This is a genomic window from Streptomyces aurantiaciflavus, from assembly GCF_049808595.1.
Lineage (GTDB): Bacteria > Actinomycetota > Actinomycetes > Streptomycetales > Streptomycetaceae > Streptomyces.
The window spans coordinates 89,419-103,863 of record NZ_JBNCAQ010000016.1; the positions used below are offsets into that span (position 1 = coordinate 89,419).

Consider the following 14,445-nt stretch of genomic DNA (forward strand, 5'->3'; position numbering starts at 1 on the left):
GCGGAGGGAAGGCGCGCGTGAGATGCAGGAAAGGCCCGGGGGACGGCTGCGACGGCGCACAGCAGCGGGTCTTCATCAGCCATGGGTCGAAGGAGAGTTCGTTCAGCTGGGAGGTCTGTGAGGCGATCGAGCGGGTGGTGACGCACGCCGGGTACGAGGTGTTCTTGGACCGCTCGTCGCTGCACCAGGATGACGGCTGGAACAGCCAGATACGCAAGGCACTGGCTGGTTGTGACGCGGCCGTGTTCGTCCTCGCCCGTCGGGCTCTCAGCCGGCCCTGGGTGCGGCGCGAGGCGGAGATACTGCTCCAGCGTCACGACATCGAACGCATCTTCATCCTCGTGGTCCTGCTCGACGACGTGGAGCCGGAGGACCTGGAAGAAGCCGACCTCGGCGTGCTGAACATCAAGCAGGCGCTGAAGTACGGCGCAGCGGCCGAGGCGAAGCCGATCGCCGACGATGTCGTCAAGCAGTTCGCCGCGTTGCCCACGCTCCCCTGCGAGGGCACGCACCTGTGCGACTGGGTGGAGCGCATCTCCCTGAGGCTCGAGCACACGGACGGACGGGTTCGCGAGGCGGCTGCGGTGAAGCTCGGGCTCGAGCCGCGGGAGGCGCGCAGGGCGCGCGTTTTCAACGGCGCCCGTTTCCTCGCCCGGACGCTGCTGAACGCCGAGCTCGGGCGCACCGTTCCCGGCGCCATGACCTACCTCGACGCGGCGCTGGCAGGGCAGGCGCGCAAGCTCGCGGAGGAGCTGGAACCGACATGGGTCAAGGAGGAAGCGGCGCGTGCCTTCGTCCCGGACGAGGGGGCGGAGGAGGGCAGGACCATCCTCCTGAACGCCTCTATCCAGCGAACCGCGGAGCACCACATCGGACGTGCGATGCGGCAGGATTCGTCCCGGTACCTCGACACCGGGCTCAACCTGCTGCAGCCGGACGAGGGGGAGGCCACGGCCGTGGTCATGGGCGAACTGGCGGCCGCCCTGGAGGGGTGGGGGGTGGAGGTATCCGGTGAAGGCGAGTGGCCCGACCCCCCGGACATGGACGTGTACGTCATCCTCCCCGTCGAGTCGCGCGCTGCCAGGCGCAGGCTCGCGGAAGTGGTCAAGGAGATCCGGGACAAGGCCCCCTGGCTCCATGTCGTCGTCCTCCTGGAGGACGCACCGGAGGACGACACCGTGCCGAAACGCTGGGGCCTCGAGGACGCCGTCGTGGCGCGACCCGCGCTGGACCACGACGAGGAGCGCAACGGGCACGTCCGGGTCCAGCGGATGTACCAGGCCATCAAGGTGACGCACAGGCTTCCCGAGTCCTGGAGGACGGCATGCCGGTGAATCAGAGCGAGTACCGACTCGTCCGCACCTGGGGCATCACGGACCGCGGGGACGGCTCCCGTTACCTGATGCCCGAGGAGGGCCGGCTGGCCGTGAAGGTGGCGCTCGCCACCGGTCGCCCCCTCCTGCTCAGAGGCAGCCCGGGCTGCGGCAAGTCCTCGCTCGCCGCGTACGTCGCCCAGGAACTCGAGTGGCGGTACTACGAGCACGTGGTCACCTACCGTACCCAGGCCACCGACCTGCTGTGGACCTTCGACACGGTGCGGCGCCTCGCGGACGCGCAGGCACGCGACGGCGACGGCACGCTCAACGACCGCAAGTACGTGCGGCCGGGACCGCTGTGGTGGGCGTACGCGAGGGACTCCGCGCTGCGCCGGGGGCTGCCCCAGGGCCCGGACCTCCCGGACGAGGACGTGTGTCCCGAGCCGCTGTCCGAGACGAACGCCGGCCGGAAGGAGGAGGGCGCCGTCGTACTCATCGACGAGATCGACAAGGCGGACCCCGACGTGCCGAACGGACTGCTCGTGCCGCTGGGCGCCGCCGAGTTCACGGTGGCGGAGACCGGCGACGTCGTGCGGCTGCAGCGCGCGACCGGAACGGGTCCCGCGCCCACCCGCCACCTCGTGGTGATCACGACCAATGACGAGCGTGAGCTTCCGCAGGCGTTCCTGCGGCGGTGCGTCGTCGCGTCGCTTCCGGCCCCCGACAGGCGTCAGCTGGTCGAGATCGCCCACGAACACCTCAGGGACAGGGAACCACCCGGGAACTGGACGGACCTGGCCGAGACCGTCGCGGACGAGGTCGACAAGGCTCGCCGGCAGGCGCGCAAGGACGGCGTACGGGCACCGAGCACCGCCGAGTACCTCGATGCGCTGTACGCCTGTCTCTCGCTCGGCATCCGCGGCCCCGACGACCGGCGCTGGCAGCGGTTGCGCGACCTCGTTCTCCTCAAGTACCAGCAGCCCGGGGACGGCCCGGCGGGGTGACACACAAGGACTGGAGCCAGGGCCGGGAGCCGAGTGGGCGAGGCGTTCCCGGCCGCGCGGACGTATGGCTCGGGGATCTCGCCGTGGCCGTCGAGGAGATCGCCCCCGTCGACGAGGAGGGCTTCCGGCGCGTCGCACGGCTGCTGGGGCTGGGGCGACAGCTGCGCGCGGACGAACTCGGCCCGCAGCCCCCGCCGTCGCGCAACACGGTGGTCCGCCTCGACCCGGCCCCTCCCGACGAGCCGGTGCCGACCGCCTCGTCGACAGACGCCGCGCCAAGTGCACCGGGCGCGACTCCCGGTACGCCGGCACCGGTGGCGACTTCCGGCACGTCGGCGTCGGTGGCGACTTCCGGTACGCCGGCGCCGGGCACGACTCCCGGTGAGCCGGCACCGCGCGCGACTCCCGCCGTGCCCACGTGGCCCGATCCCCCGACCGGCACACGGGACGGGGACGGCACACCCCGCTCCGGAGGTTCCGCCGAGGTGACGGACGACCGTGGCACGCAGGGCGCGGACATCCCGGACCCCGTGCCTCGGAGGGACGCCGACAGCGCCCACGAGGCGGTGACCGCGCACCGCGGCGAGCGCCCTCCGCCTCGCACGCTGACGCCTGTGGAACACGCGCACGAGTGGCGGCAGACGTGGGCCCGGGAGGCACTGTCGCGGCCGGACCCCGAACTGATGCGCCTCGAGCCGCCTCACACGCCCCTGTTGGCCCGCAGTTCGACGGTGGCACTGCTGGAGGCGGCGCTGTCGGGAACCGTGCGGGACGGCGACGTCGAGATCGAGGACGCGGTGGAACTCCTCGCACGAGGGCTGCCACTGGCCGCCCTGCCCCGACGCGTGCGACGGACGCTGCGGCACGGAGTGCAGATCCTCGTCGATCGCGGCCCCGCCATGGAACTGTTCGCCCGTGACCAGGCCGAGCTGTGCGCGCGGGTGCGGGCCCTGGTCGGCAAGGACAAGACGGAGCAGCTCCACTTCTCCCGTTCCCCGCTGCGCGGCGCGGGCGCCGGACCGCTGTGGACCTGGGATGCCTATCGCCCGCCCCCGAGGGGCAGCGCGGTCCTCCTGCTCAGCGACTGCGGAACGATCGGCCCGCCCGGCGACCACGCCCGAAGCACCCCGGCCGAGTGGCGGCGCTTCGCCGAGTCGGTGAGGCACGGCGGTGCCCGTCCGCTGGCCCTCCTCCCGGTGCCGGAACGGCGCGTGCCGGGGTGGCTCGCGACGATCATGCCCGTGCTGTGCTGGGACCGTGGCATCACCGTCGGCCGGGTGGCCGCCCGGGTGAGCGCGTGGCGTGAGCGATGCGGCCCCCACGGAATCCCGCCGACGAGTCAGGGGGGCCGGCCATGAGCTCCGTGTCCGACGAGCTGAACGAGCTGAACGAGGAGCGGCGGATCCTCCCGTCCGGCCCGCCGGCCGACGCGGTCGACGTGGCCACGCTGCTCAGCACCACGGTCCGGGTCGAACCGGAGCTGTTACGGGCCGTGCGGGTCGCGCTGCTGCCGCAGGCCGACGTCGCGGCGGAGTCCGATCTCTGGTTCAGCGAGTGGGTCGCGACCCGCAACCCCCGCGCCATGGTGCTCCGGGCCGATGTCCAGCGTGAACTGAGGCCACGGTTGCCCGAAGTCCTCGCGCGGTGCGCCTCACCGCCCGGCATCGCTCCGGCGGACCACCTGCGCGAGCTGATCACCAGCTGTCATCGGCATCTCTCCCCCCTCATGCGGGTCGAGGAGGAGGTCCTGTGGCTCCTGTCGCGCCGGCAGGGCGCCGGTGCCGGACTGCGGCAGGCCGAGGCGGCACTGCGTTCGGTGCTGCGGGCCCTTGTCGAGGACACGGGGCGTGCGGCGATCGGCGACTGGATCGTCAGCGTGGGCCGGCGTCTGCCCGAGCCGCTGCGGCACACGGTCACCGGCTGGCAGTTCCGGTCCATCGCGTCGTTCCTGGAGCCGGAGACCGCCGTCGACGTCGGCATGCCCGCCGACGTCACCTGCCGGGACGTCGCGCTGGTCCTGAAGGCGGTGGCCGCGTCGGGGGAGGGGGAGGTCCCCGACACACACGTCACCGTCCGCTCCGCCGGTGACGTGCTCCACCTGGGCGGGAGCGGGAAGGACGAACCGAACACCCTGCTCATCAGCGTGCCCGCGACCGATCCCGTGGTCCTGGAATTGGATCCCGGCGCGGGCGGCGACCCGCGAGCGCTCCACGTCCGCGCGGGTGCGGGCCTCGCGGTGCCCGGGATCACTCCCGCCGCCCGGCTGGTGGCCGCCGACGGCCGTGTCTACGACCTGGCGGAGGCGCTCCGCGCGCAGTCGAGCGGGGACACCGCGCCGACGGCCGCGCCCCCGACCGTGTTCCTGGGCCCGGTGCCTCTGGACCCCTTCTCCCGGGAGGTCCACGACGGATTGCGGATGCGGCTGGGTGACTCCGGATACGAGGTCCGCGATCTGGGGGCGCTGTGGCCGTCGCGCCACCGGACCGATGACGCCACGGCCACCTGGCCCGTGCGCATGGACGCGGTGGTGTTCCTGCTCGACCCGGAGTCGATCACCTCACCCGTCGTGCGCGATCAGGTCGAGATCCTCTGCTCCTGGTCGGCGAGGAGCGGGGCGCCCGAGCCGCTCCTGGTGCCCCTGCGGGACCTGCCCTCCGCGGCCAGGGAGACGCTGACGCTGCGGGTGGGAGCCAAGGCGTGCCGATGGGTGACGGACATCAGTGTCCGTACGTGGGGGAAGGACCGCCCGTGGAGTGCCGGTCACGCCGGCGAGATCGCCGCGGAGGTGGCGGGCCACGTCCGTGCGGCCGGCAACCGCACGGCCGCCGACCCGGACGACACGCGCCCCTTCCCGACGAGGTACCAGCTCCTCGCCCGGGTTCTCGACAAGCACCTTCACCGGTACTCCGTCGGCGGCGAGCGTGCCTTCCTCGAACAGGCGGTGGCGCTCTTCTCACCCGACCTGAAGGCCCCCGCGCCCGCCGACGAGTCGGCGGTGTCGGCGTTCGTCCTGCTGGCCCAGGCCCGGCGTGAGCACGCCCGGCTCACCGACAGCGCCGACGAGGCCTACGAGGCGGTCCGGCTGCTGCGGCACGTCGTGGCCCGGGCCCCGGTGGCCGCCGAGACGACGGGGGAGAAGGGCACACGGCTGCTGGGGCGAGCCGTGAACGAACTGCTGCGCGCCTGGTCGGTCTGCCTGGAGCTGACCTCCGGCGCCGTGCTGCCGGACGGGGCGGCGGCCGGACTCGATGAGGCGGTGCTGGTCGGCCGTGAGGTCCTCGACATGGAGCGGCAGCACTCCGCTCGCCGTGAACTGACGGCTTGTCTGGCCTCCGTCATGGCGAGCGAGGCGTGGCTGCGCCGTCATCCCGAGGAGACGGAGGCGACGGCACGGCTCAGCCTCGAAGCCGCAGGCGCACCGGACACCGGATCCTCGACGGAACGGATCACCGCTGCCCGTACCGCGGCCCGGCTCGCGATCCGGGCGGACAGCATGCCGCTGGCGGTGCGGGCGCACCACCGGTGGTTCGAACTGCTGGAGACGACCGACTGGACCGGGGTCGGAGGCGCTTCGTTCGCCGCCATTACGGAGGGGATCGCGGGGGCGGCGGAGAACGCCGCCGCGTGCGCGCTCGCGGCGGGTGAGCCGCCCGTCGAGGCCGTGCGCCTCCTCGCGCGCGGCCTCGCCGTCCACCGAGTCGTCCTGGCGGGGCGGTCGCTGTACGGTCACGACGCCGGTTCCTGTCAGCCGAGGTGGCGGCGGCGTTCCCGGCTGCAGCGTGCGCTCTCCCGGCTGTCCGCCCACCTGACCTGGGAAGCGCCGCACCTGGTGAGCGGCGAGGGCCCCGTGGTCGTGCTCGTCGCGGCGGACGTGGGCGGTGCCGCGCTGATTCTCGACGGCGGGACGGTCACCGCCGTCCCCCTGCCCGCCCTCACCGCCGCGGCCGCACGGCGATGGTCACCGGGGGACCCCGCCCTTCGCGAGGCGCTCCAGCCGGCGGTACGGGAGCTGGAACGCGGCTCGCGGAGCGGGGACGCGTCCAGGCCCTCACGGGTGTTCTGGTGCCCGACGGGGCCGCTGTCCCGTCTCCCCGTCCACGAGGCCTGGCCCTCGGAGGGGAACGACGCGCGCGTCGCGCCCTCGTACGTCTCCTCCCTGCCGGAGTTCTTCGGATCCCGTCACGCCGGAACCGGTCCGGTCTCCGCGTCGGGCGCACGACCCGTGGTGGTCGTCTCGCCCGATGCGGGCGACACCGGTTGGGCCGCGCGGGCCGCGGCCGAAGTGCGGGCCATCAGAAGCACGGGGATGGACTTCGACCTCCTCGTCGACGACCAGGCGACCCGGCTGGCGGTTCTCGAAGCGGCCTCCAGCGTCGAGGTCGTGCACCTGGTCAGCCGCCTGGTGCCGCACAACGGCGGCGGTTGGGCGATCGCTCTGGCGGACGGACTGCTCACCGGCGCCGACATCGCCGCCGCCGACCTGTCCCGCACCCACCTCACGGTCCTCTCCGGCTACGGCGAATCCACCGGCGGAGGCACTGAACCCGACCGGGACACCCTGGCCGGCAGCCTCCTGGGAGCGGGGTGCCGACACGTCGTCACCTCCCTGTCGCCGCCCGGCACGCCCACCCGCGGCATCGACGCGATCGTCACCCGTTTCTACGACCTGCTCCTGGACGGCGGGAGGCGCCCTCGACCCGACCTGGTCCCCTTCGCCCTGCACCGGGCGAGCACGGGCGTCCATGAGCAGGGCCTGGACTCCCGCCCGCCGTACCACCTCGTGCACATCGCCACATAGACCGACCGGAGGCTCCCCGTGACATCCGACGAAGTCGTCATCTCGTACACGCCCGACGAGATCAAGCATTTGGAATTCGTCCAGGCCGTGGTGGCCCGACTGGGCAACGGTTCGTTCCTGATCAAAGGGTGGACCGTGACGGTCAGCGGAGTCTTCTTCGGCGTCCTGGTGAACCACTTGAGCTGGAAACTGGCGGCGGCGGGCCTGATCCCCGTCCTCGGATTCTGGTTGCTCGACTCCTACTACCTCAGGCAGGAGCGCCTGTTCCGGAAGCTGTACGACGAAGTGCGCGGACGCACGGCCGGAGTTCCGCCGTTCTCCATGAACGTCCAGCCCTATCTGGCGGGCGTCTCCTGGCGCAGAGTCGCCCTGTCCCGCACCATGGTCAATTTCTACGGGATCATCGCGTCCATCGATCTGGCCTTCATCGCCGGAACGGTCCTCGCGGTGCCGTGAGCCTCGGCGTCCGGCGCGTCACGGAGCATCTTCCACCGCGTGATCGGCGTGCTATACGGTTCGCCTCATGTCATCAGGCGGAGGAGAAGCCGAGGACTGTCCCTTCTGCGAGATCGTCGCGGGCCGGGCTCCCGCACGGATCGTCCACGAGACACCGCACACGCTGGCCTTCCTTCCGCTCAGCCCGGCCACGCCCGGGCACACCCTCGTGGTGCCCAAGCAGCACGTCAAGGACCTGTGGCACCTCACGCCCGAGACGGCGCACACCGTGATGGACTCCGTGCTGCTGGTCGCGCAGGGCATCAGGGCGGCGCTGTCCCCGGAGGGGCTGAACCTGATCAACTCGGCCGGTACGGCTGCCTCCCAGACGGTCTTCCATCTGCACATGCACGTCGTCCCCAGGTGGACGAGCGACAGCATGGGATCCCTGTGGCCCCCACGTGGCGCGTCGGACGACGAGGAACTGGACGAACTGGCGGCATCGCTGACGGAGGGCATCGCACGGGCGCGCAGCCGCGTCGGATGACTCACCGACATCGGAAGGCCGCGTCGGCGGGGAGTTCGCGGGTCAGGAGCCGGGCGAGGGAGCCGGCGCGGACGAGGGGCGCGGCGCCCCGGCCGCCGGGACGGGTGAGGACGCGGGTGTCGAGGCCGGGGGCGACGGCGACGGGGACGAACCCGTCCGGCCGTCCTCGGCCGGCCGGTCGGTCGTCGCGTTCCGCAACCGGGCCGCTTCCGCGCCCTGTTGGGCCGGCACGGGTGCCTCGGCCTGGGCGACCGGGTAGCGGTGGACGGGAGGCAGGCCGGTCAGCAGGCCGGGCCAGACGGTGTCGATGACCTGCGCGCTCGGCGTGAACAGCGGTTGGGTGAGCGCGGGCAGATCGGCGGGCTCGTGCCACTCCCAGCGGTGGATCAGATGCGGCTCGGTGACGACCGGGTCGCCGGTGTGGGCGGTGACGCGGACGGCGGCCGTCATACGGGGGATGCCGTGCACGGAGTCCATCAGCAGGGCCAGCAGCCGCGCGTCGCCGGCGTCGGCCTTCAGCCCGGTCTCCTCCTCCAGCTCCCGCACGGCCGCGTCGAGGAAATCCTCGTCGGCGTCGTTCTTGCCGCCGGGCAATTCCCAGACCCCACGCGCGGACCAGCCCAGCAGAACCCTCCCCACGGCATCGGTGACGACGACGCCGGCGCCGGTGAGGGCGTGCGGCGAGGGGCGCCCCCTGTCGGCGCACTCGACCCGGGCGGGTGCGGGTTCCCGCAGGACCACGAAGGCGAGGCCGTCCGCGTCATGGCGTTCGGCGACCGCCCAGCCCGCGCACAGCAGGCCGATCTCGTCCTCGTCGAGCGCGATGCCCCGCTTGCCGTCCGGTACGGCCGTGGCGACGGGAGTGATGACACAGAGGGCGCCGCCCGGGCGCAGCCGCTCGCGCAGCCGGTTCAGCACACGGGTGCGGTCGCGGACGAAGGCCCAGCTGAGCCGGAAGGCGATGAGGTCGTAGGCGGAGTGCGGCAGGTCGTCGAGGCTGTCCCGCTCGATGTCGAACCGGCGGTAGGTCACGGCCCTCGCGCCGGTTTCCTCGGCCTCGGCCCGGGCGAGGGCGGTCGGAGCGTGGTCGACGGCGTCGACCTCGTAACCGGCGTCGGCGAGATGGCGGGCGAGTTCGCCCAGCCCGCAGCCGACATCCAGGGCGAGTCCGCCGTCGGGCGCCGGGGCGTGGACGGCGAGCAGCTCGCGCTCGGCGTCGCCGAGGTGGCGGAAGCTCAGCCCGCTCGCGTAGTGCGCGTCCCACTCGTCGGGCGTGGTGTGTCCCACCGTGAAGGCTCCTTGCGTGGTCGTAGGGGTGAGGGTCGGTCAGGGGGAGGTGTCGCGGACGTGCGACCGGTCAACCGGGCCGATCGGGGACTCGTCACGGTACGAGACACGGTTCTTCCCGCCGTACGCGGCGTGCCACCGGGACGAGGCACGGAGCCACGACTTCTCCCCCCGAGGGTTGGGGAACCCGCGTTCGCGGCGGGCCTCGGCGGGGGTGAGCGGTCACGTCGAGCCGTCCGACGGGTCGGCCAGGCGCGAGAGTGCGCGGGCGGCCCGGCCGGCGGCACGGCGGGCGTCTCGCGCCGCCCGGTCGGCTGCCCTCACCGCGGTCTCGGCCTCCCCTGCCGCAGCCCGGGCGTCCCGCTGTTCCCGCCTGGCCTGGTGCAGGCGCTCCTCCGCCTGGGCGACGCGCTCGTCGGCGTCGCCGGCACGGGCCACGGCGGCGTGGTGCGCCTCCTCGGCGCTGCGGAGCTCCTCGTCCCTGCGGCGGGCCTCCGCGGCGGTCTCGTCGGCCGTGGTCCGGGCGCGCCTCAGCCGTTGACGCCGTTCCCTGTCCGCTCCGCCCGGCCGCTTCTCGGCGAGGTCCGGGGGTGCCTCCCCGGCCGGTGCGGTCCGGCGGTCGGGCAGGACGTCGGGGCCGATCGTGCCGAAGCCGACCGTGGCCCGGGGAGCCTTGTCCAGCCGTCCCGCCGACCACTGCGCCGCCATGTCCGGGCTGCCCAGGGCCGCGTGGAAGATCTGCTCGACCTCGTGCCGGACCGACTCGCTCACCGGGTGACCGGCCCGCTCCGCGAGCCCGGCGGCCTCCCGCGCCAGCGCGCCGATCACTTTGTGCTGCCGGCTGCCGGCCTCCCGCAGCGTGGCCGCGTCCAGCGTCCGGTGCGCCTCACGAAGCGTCTCACCGAGGGCCAGCAGCCGCTCGACCTCCTCCGGCCGCTCGCGGACGAACAGGTTCGACACCCAGGCGGCGAGCGTCGGTCTGCGCAGTCCGGCGAGCGTCCTCGCGGCGGCCGTGTCCTTCGCCCGGCGTGCCTCGCTGACCCGGGCGTCTCTCGCCGCGACGAACTCGGCCGGTGGGACCGAGTACATCTCATCGACGACCTGTTCGACATGCACTCCCTCACTGTCGTCCAGCGAGTGCCGCGGGCGGCGCAGCGGCGCGCGGCGGGGGAGCGATCGTGGGGTCGGCCACCCGCGCGATCCCCTGGCGGACGCCCCGGATGCCCCGGATGCCCCGGACGCCCCGGATGCCCCGGACGCCCCGAGGCCCCGACACTCCGGGGGCCTCGGAGGCCCCGGGGGCCGGGCGCCCCGGACGCCCCAATGGTCCGGGGGGCGGGCTACTTCGACGACCCGGCGACCCAGGGGACCGGATGATCCGGGGGGCCCGGACACCCCGGACGGCCCGGACACCCCGGACGGCCCGGACACCCCGGACGGCCCGGACACCCCGGACGGCCCGGACGCCCCGGACGGCCCGGACGCCCCGGACGACCGGGAGGCCCCGGACGCCCCAGGCGGCGGCCCGCCCACCGACACCGTGCACAAGATCTTCACGTATGTGGCAGCGGCGAAGTGTATGAAATTTGAAGCAGCACTCTTACCTTCTGATCATGTACGGCACCCAAGGCCCCGGCCACAGCCCACGCCTCGCCGACGTCGCGGAGCTGGTCCGCCTCCCCGCGGCGCTCAGTGTCCCCGGCGACGTCCTCGCCGGCGCCGTCGCCGGTGACGGACGGCCCCGGCTCCGGACGGCCGGCACGATCGCGTCGTCCGTCGCCCTCTACTGGGCGGGCATGGCCCTCAACGACTACGCGGACGCCGCCGTCGACGCGGTCGAGCGCCCGGAGCGCCCCATACCCTCCGGCCGGGTGCCGCGCCGGACCGCGCTGGCCACGGCCTGCGCGCTGACGGCGGCCGGTCTCGGTCTCGCCGCGCTGTCCGGCGGCCGCCGGGCGCTCGGCGTGGCGCTTCCGCTGACCGGGCTGGTGTGGGCGTACGACCTGCGCCTCAAGAACACCCCCGCCGGGCCCGCCGCCATGGCCGGGGCGCGGACGCTCAACGTCCTGGCCGGCACGCGGCCGGGGCACCGGACCGCCGCGCTGCCCACCGCGCTGCTGGTCGGCGCGCACACCTACACCGTGACCGCGCTGAGCCGCCACGAGGTGGCCGGCGCTCCGCGCACGGTGCCCGCCGCCACCCTGGCCGGCAGCGCGGCCACCGCCCTGGCCGCGGCAGCCCTGCCCCGGCCGAGACCCGGGAGCCGGGTGGCCCGACTGGGCGCCGCCGCCGGGGCGTTGGGGTACCTGGCCTCGTACGGCACGGCGCAGCTGCGCGCCGCCCGGGAACCGTCCGCGGGGAACGTCCGCCGCGCCGTCGGCACCGGGATCATGTCGCTGATGCCCCTGCAGGCGGCGCTGACGGCGGGCGGCGGGGCGCCGGCCCTGGCCGGCCTGCTGGCCGCCGCGCACCCCCTGGCCCGCCGGCTCGCCCGGAAGGTGTCGCCGACGTGACCGCGCGGCCCGCGCCCGCACCGCGGCTCCGGTACGGCTTCGGAACCAACGGCTTCGCCCACCACCGGCTCGACGACGTCCTCACCGTCCTCGCCGACCTGGGCTACGACTCGGTGGGCCTCACCCTCGAACCCGGCCACCTAGACCCGTACGCCGCCGACCTGCCCCGGGAGACCGCCCGACTGGCGGGGAAACTCGACCGGTTGGGCCTCGCCGTCATGGTGGAGACCGGCGCGCCGTACCTGCTGGATCCCTGGCACAAACACCTCCCCACCCTCATGTCCGAGCCCGGCGCCGAGCGGCGCGTCGACCTGCTGGCGCGTGCCGTGCGGGTCGCGGCGGACCTGGGCGCGCCGGCCGTCCACCTGTGCAGCGGCCCGGCGCCGGAGGGGGTGCCCGAGGAGGAGGCCTGGAAGCGGCTCGCCGCCGGGTGCGCGGAGGTGCTGGACCTCGCCGGCGAACACGGCGTCGCCCTGGCCTTCGAGCCGGAGCCGTACATGTTCGTCGACACGGTGGACCGGTTCCTGGAGCTGCGGCACCGCCTCGGTGGCCCCGAGTCGTTCGGCATCACCCTCGACATCGGCCACGCCCACTGCGTCGAGAGCCGGCCGCTGCTGGACTGCGTCCGGCTGGCCGCGCCGCATCTGCTCAACGTGCAGATCGAGGACATGCGGCGCGGCGTGCACCGGCACCTGGAGTTCGGGACGGGCGAGATCGACTTTCCGCCGGTCCTGGCCGCGCTGAAGACGGCCGGCTACCGCGGGCCGGTGTCGGTGGAGATCCAGGGCGCCTCGCTGGACGCCCCCGAAGTCGCCCGCCGGTCCCTGGAGTTCCTCAGAGGCGCGGAGCCCTCCTGAGACCGCGGCGGTCCGGCCGCCGCGTGTCCGACACCTCAACCCCCCCCATCACCGCACGCCCTCGGGCGTGCGTGTCCGAAACAGGAGGTACGCGTCTTGGACTCACCCCTGTCGTCCCTGCTGGACCAGGCCCTGACCCCCGACGGCCACCGGTGGCTCACCGACGCCGTCGCCCGCGCGGCCCAGGACCCGGTGACCGTGCGCACCGCCTTCCCGGCCGTGGGCCGGCGCTGCGGACGCGGGCCGCTGACCGCCGGCTGGACCGTCGCCGACGCCGCACGAGCCCGCCTGCTCACCGCCCTGCCGCTGCGGGGCGCCGCGCTCGCCGAGGAGGTCACCGCACTGCACCGCTACGGGGACGCGGGCGAGCAGCGGGCGGTGCTGCGGGCACTGGCCGCGCTGGAGGACGGCGACCCGTCGTTCGGGGCCCTGGGACTGCCGCTCGTGCGGGAGGCGCTGCGCGGCAACGACACGGATCTGATCGAGGCGGCCCTCGGCCCGTACGCCGCCCGCCACCTCGCCGCCGACGCCTACCGGCACGCCGTCCTCAAGTCCGTCTTCTGCGGCATCCCGCTCGACCGCGTCGCGGGACTCGAGGACCGCGCGGACCCTGAACTCGCCCGCATGCTGGTCGACTTCGCCCATGAGCGGGTCGCCGCCGGCCGCGACGTACCGGACGACGTCTGGCCGGTCGTCCGCTCCCACCCCGGCACCCTGGAGACCTCCGGACTGCCCGCGGAAGCCCGCTCGGCCGTGCCCGACCGCCGGGCCGCCGCCCTCCGCGCCCTCGCCGCGTACGACGCCACCCCCACCGCCGCAGGAGCAGCATGATGCGCATCTTCGACCCCCACATCCACATGACCTCCCGCACCACCGACGACTACGAGGCGATGTACGCGGCCGGCGTCCGCGCGGTGGTGGAGCCCTCCTTCTGGCTCGGCCAGCCGCGCACCTCCGTGGGCAGCTTCACCGACTACTTCGACGCCCTGCTCGGCTGGGAGCCGTTCCGCGCCGCGCAGTTCGGCATCCAGCACCGCTGCACCATCGCCCTCAATCCGAAGGAGGCCAACGACCCGCGCTGCGTCGAGGTCCTGGACGTGCTGCCGCGCTACCTCGCGAAGGACGGTGTCGTCGCCGTCGGGGAGATCGGATACGACTCCATGACCCCCGAGGAGGACGAGGCCCTCGCCCGTCAGCTCGCCCTCGCCGTCGAGCACGACCTGCCGGTCCTCGTCCACACCCCGCACCGGGACAAGGCCGTCGGCACCCGCCGCACCCTCGACGTGGTGCGGGAGTCCGGCATACCGCCCGAGCACGTCCTCGTCGACCACCTCAACGAGCTCACGGTGGCCATGGTCGCCGACAGCGGCTGCTGGATGGGCTTCTCCGTCTACCCGGACACCAAGATGAGCGAGGAGCGCATGGTGCGCATCCTCCAGGAGCACGGCACCGGGCGGATGCTCGTCAACTCCGCGGCCGACTGGGGCCGCAGCGACCCGCTGAAGACCCGCAGAACCGCCGACGCGATGCTCGCCGCCGGCTTCGACGACGACACCGTGGACCAGGTCATGTGGCGCAACCCGGTGGCCTTCTACGGGCAGAGCGGCCGCCTCGACCTCGACGAGATCAAGCCCGACGACACCGCCCTGTTCCAGGGCAACTCCGTCAAGCGCGGCGGAGAGTGACCC

The 14,445-nt window shown here is 73.8% G+C and carries 12 protein-coding genes; 10 read left to right on the forward strand and 2 right to left on the reverse strand.

All coding sequences use genetic code 11. The features are described from left to right. Positions 1-17: 17 nt before the first annotated feature. From ACPT94_RS20680 to ACPT94_RS20705, 6 genes are all read left to right on the forward strand, one after another. Positions 18-1,334 (forward strand): toll/interleukin-1 receptor domain-containing protein, encoded by a 1,317-nt coding sequence (locus ACPT94_RS20680; RefSeq protein WP_360337202.1) that lies wholly within the window; start codon positions 18-20, stop codon positions 1,332-1,334. Next, the gene (locus ACPT94_RS20685) at positions 1,325-2,320 is read left to right on the forward strand and encodes an AAA family ATPase (RefSeq protein ID WP_425246499.1); all 996 of its coding nucleotides are present in this window, start codon (positions 1,325-1,327) and stop codon (positions 2,318-2,320) included. Before ACPT94_RS20680 ends, ACPT94_RS20685 begins: the two co-directional genes overlap by 10 nt. Then, positions 2,317-3,678: a hypothetical protein gene (locus ACPT94_RS20690; RefSeq protein WP_425246500.1), complete on the forward strand. Its 1,362-nt coding sequence runs from the start codon at positions 2,317-2,319 to the stop codon at positions 3,676-3,678. Before ACPT94_RS20685 ends, ACPT94_RS20690 begins: the two co-directional genes overlap by 4 nt. Beyond that, positions 3,675-7,118, forward strand: coding sequence for a hypothetical protein (locus ACPT94_RS20695; RefSeq protein WP_425246501.1), 3,444 nt, complete (start codon positions 3,675-3,677; stop codon positions 7,116-7,118). The genes ACPT94_RS20690 and ACPT94_RS20695 overlap by 4 nt, the downstream gene beginning before the upstream one ends. 18 nt (positions 7,119-7,136) lie before the next feature. Beyond that, positions 7,137-7,574 carry a hypothetical protein gene (locus ACPT94_RS20700; protein WP_360337194.1) on the forward strand — a complete coding sequence of 146 codons (438 nt, stop codon included), beginning with the start codon at positions 7,137-7,139 and terminating at the stop codon, positions 7,572-7,574. A 67-nt stretch (positions 7,575-7,641) separates the two neighbouring features. Continuing rightward, positions 7,642-8,100 (forward strand): HIT family protein, encoded by a 459-nt coding sequence (locus ACPT94_RS20705; protein WP_360337192.1) that lies wholly within the window; start codon positions 7,642-7,644, stop codon positions 8,098-8,100. Between the two features lie 42 nt (positions 8,101-8,142). Here the strand turns inward: ACPT94_RS20705 and ACPT94_RS20710 are convergent, their stop codons facing one another. Further along, on the reverse strand, positions 8,143-9,387 hold the full coding sequence (locus ACPT94_RS20710; RefSeq protein WP_425246502.1) for a bifunctional class I SAM-dependent methyltransferase/NUDIX hydrolase: 1,245 nt from the start codon (positions 9,385-9,387) through the stop codon (positions 8,143-8,145). Between the two features lie 222 nt (positions 9,388-9,609). Continuing rightward, positions 9,610-10,503: a hypothetical protein gene (locus ACPT94_RS20715; RefSeq protein ID WP_425246503.1), complete on the reverse strand. Its 894-nt coding sequence runs from the start codon at positions 10,501-10,503 to the stop codon at positions 9,610-9,612. 497 nt (positions 10,504-11,000) lie between these two features. Here ACPT94_RS20715 and ACPT94_RS20720 point away from each other — a divergent pair, with 497 nt between their 5' ends. The 4 genes from ACPT94_RS20720 to ACPT94_RS20735 all read left to right on the forward strand — a co-directional run bounded on the left by ACPT94_RS20720 (position 11,001) and on the right by ACPT94_RS20735 (position 14,442). Beyond that, complete coding sequence (locus ACPT94_RS20720) at positions 11,001-11,900, forward strand: SCO3242 family prenyltransferase (RefSeq protein WP_360337186.1); 900 nt, start codon at positions 11,001-11,003, stop codon at positions 11,898-11,900. Next, positions 11,897-12,757 (forward strand): sugar phosphate isomerase/epimerase family protein, encoded by an 861-nt coding sequence (locus ACPT94_RS20725; protein WP_425246504.1) that lies wholly within the window; start codon positions 11,897-11,899, stop codon positions 12,755-12,757. The genes ACPT94_RS20720 and ACPT94_RS20725 overlap by 4 nt, the downstream gene beginning before the upstream one ends. Positions 12,758-12,853: 96 nt before the next feature. Further along, positions 12,854-13,588, forward strand: coding sequence for an EboA domain-containing protein (locus ACPT94_RS20730; protein WP_425246505.1), 735 nt, complete (start codon positions 12,854-12,856; stop codon positions 13,586-13,588). After that, a complete protein-coding gene (locus ACPT94_RS20735) occupies positions 13,588-14,442 on the forward strand; it encodes a TatD family hydrolase (protein ID WP_360337332.1) in 855 nt (284 codons plus the stop codon). The genes ACPT94_RS20730 and ACPT94_RS20735 overlap by 1 nt, the downstream gene beginning before the upstream one ends. The last annotated feature ends 3 nt before the right edge of the window (positions 14,443-14,445 follow it).

What these genes read in the sequence shown, in the direction of transcription:
- ACPT94_RS20695 (WP_425246501.1), top strand. Translation starts at nt 3,675, where the DNA reads ATGAGCTCCGTGTCCGACGAGCTGAACGAGCTGAACGAGGAGCGGCGG.
- ACPT94_RS20720 (WP_360337186.1), top strand. Translation starts at nt 11,001, where the DNA reads ATGTACGGCACCCAAGGCCCCGGCCACAGCCCACGCCTCGCCGACGTC.
- ACPT94_RS20705 (WP_360337192.1), top strand. Translation starts at nt 7,642, where the DNA reads ATGTCATCAGGCGGAGGAGAAGCCGAGGACTGTCCCTTCTGCGAGATC.
- ACPT94_RS20685 (WP_425246499.1), top strand. Translation starts at nt 1,325, where the DNA reads ATGCCGGTGAATCAGAGCGAGTACCGACTCGTCCGCACCTGGGGCATC.
- ACPT94_RS20735 (WP_360337332.1), top strand. Translation starts at nt 13,588, where the DNA reads ATGCGCATCTTCGACCCCCACATCCACATGACCTCCCGCACCACCGAC.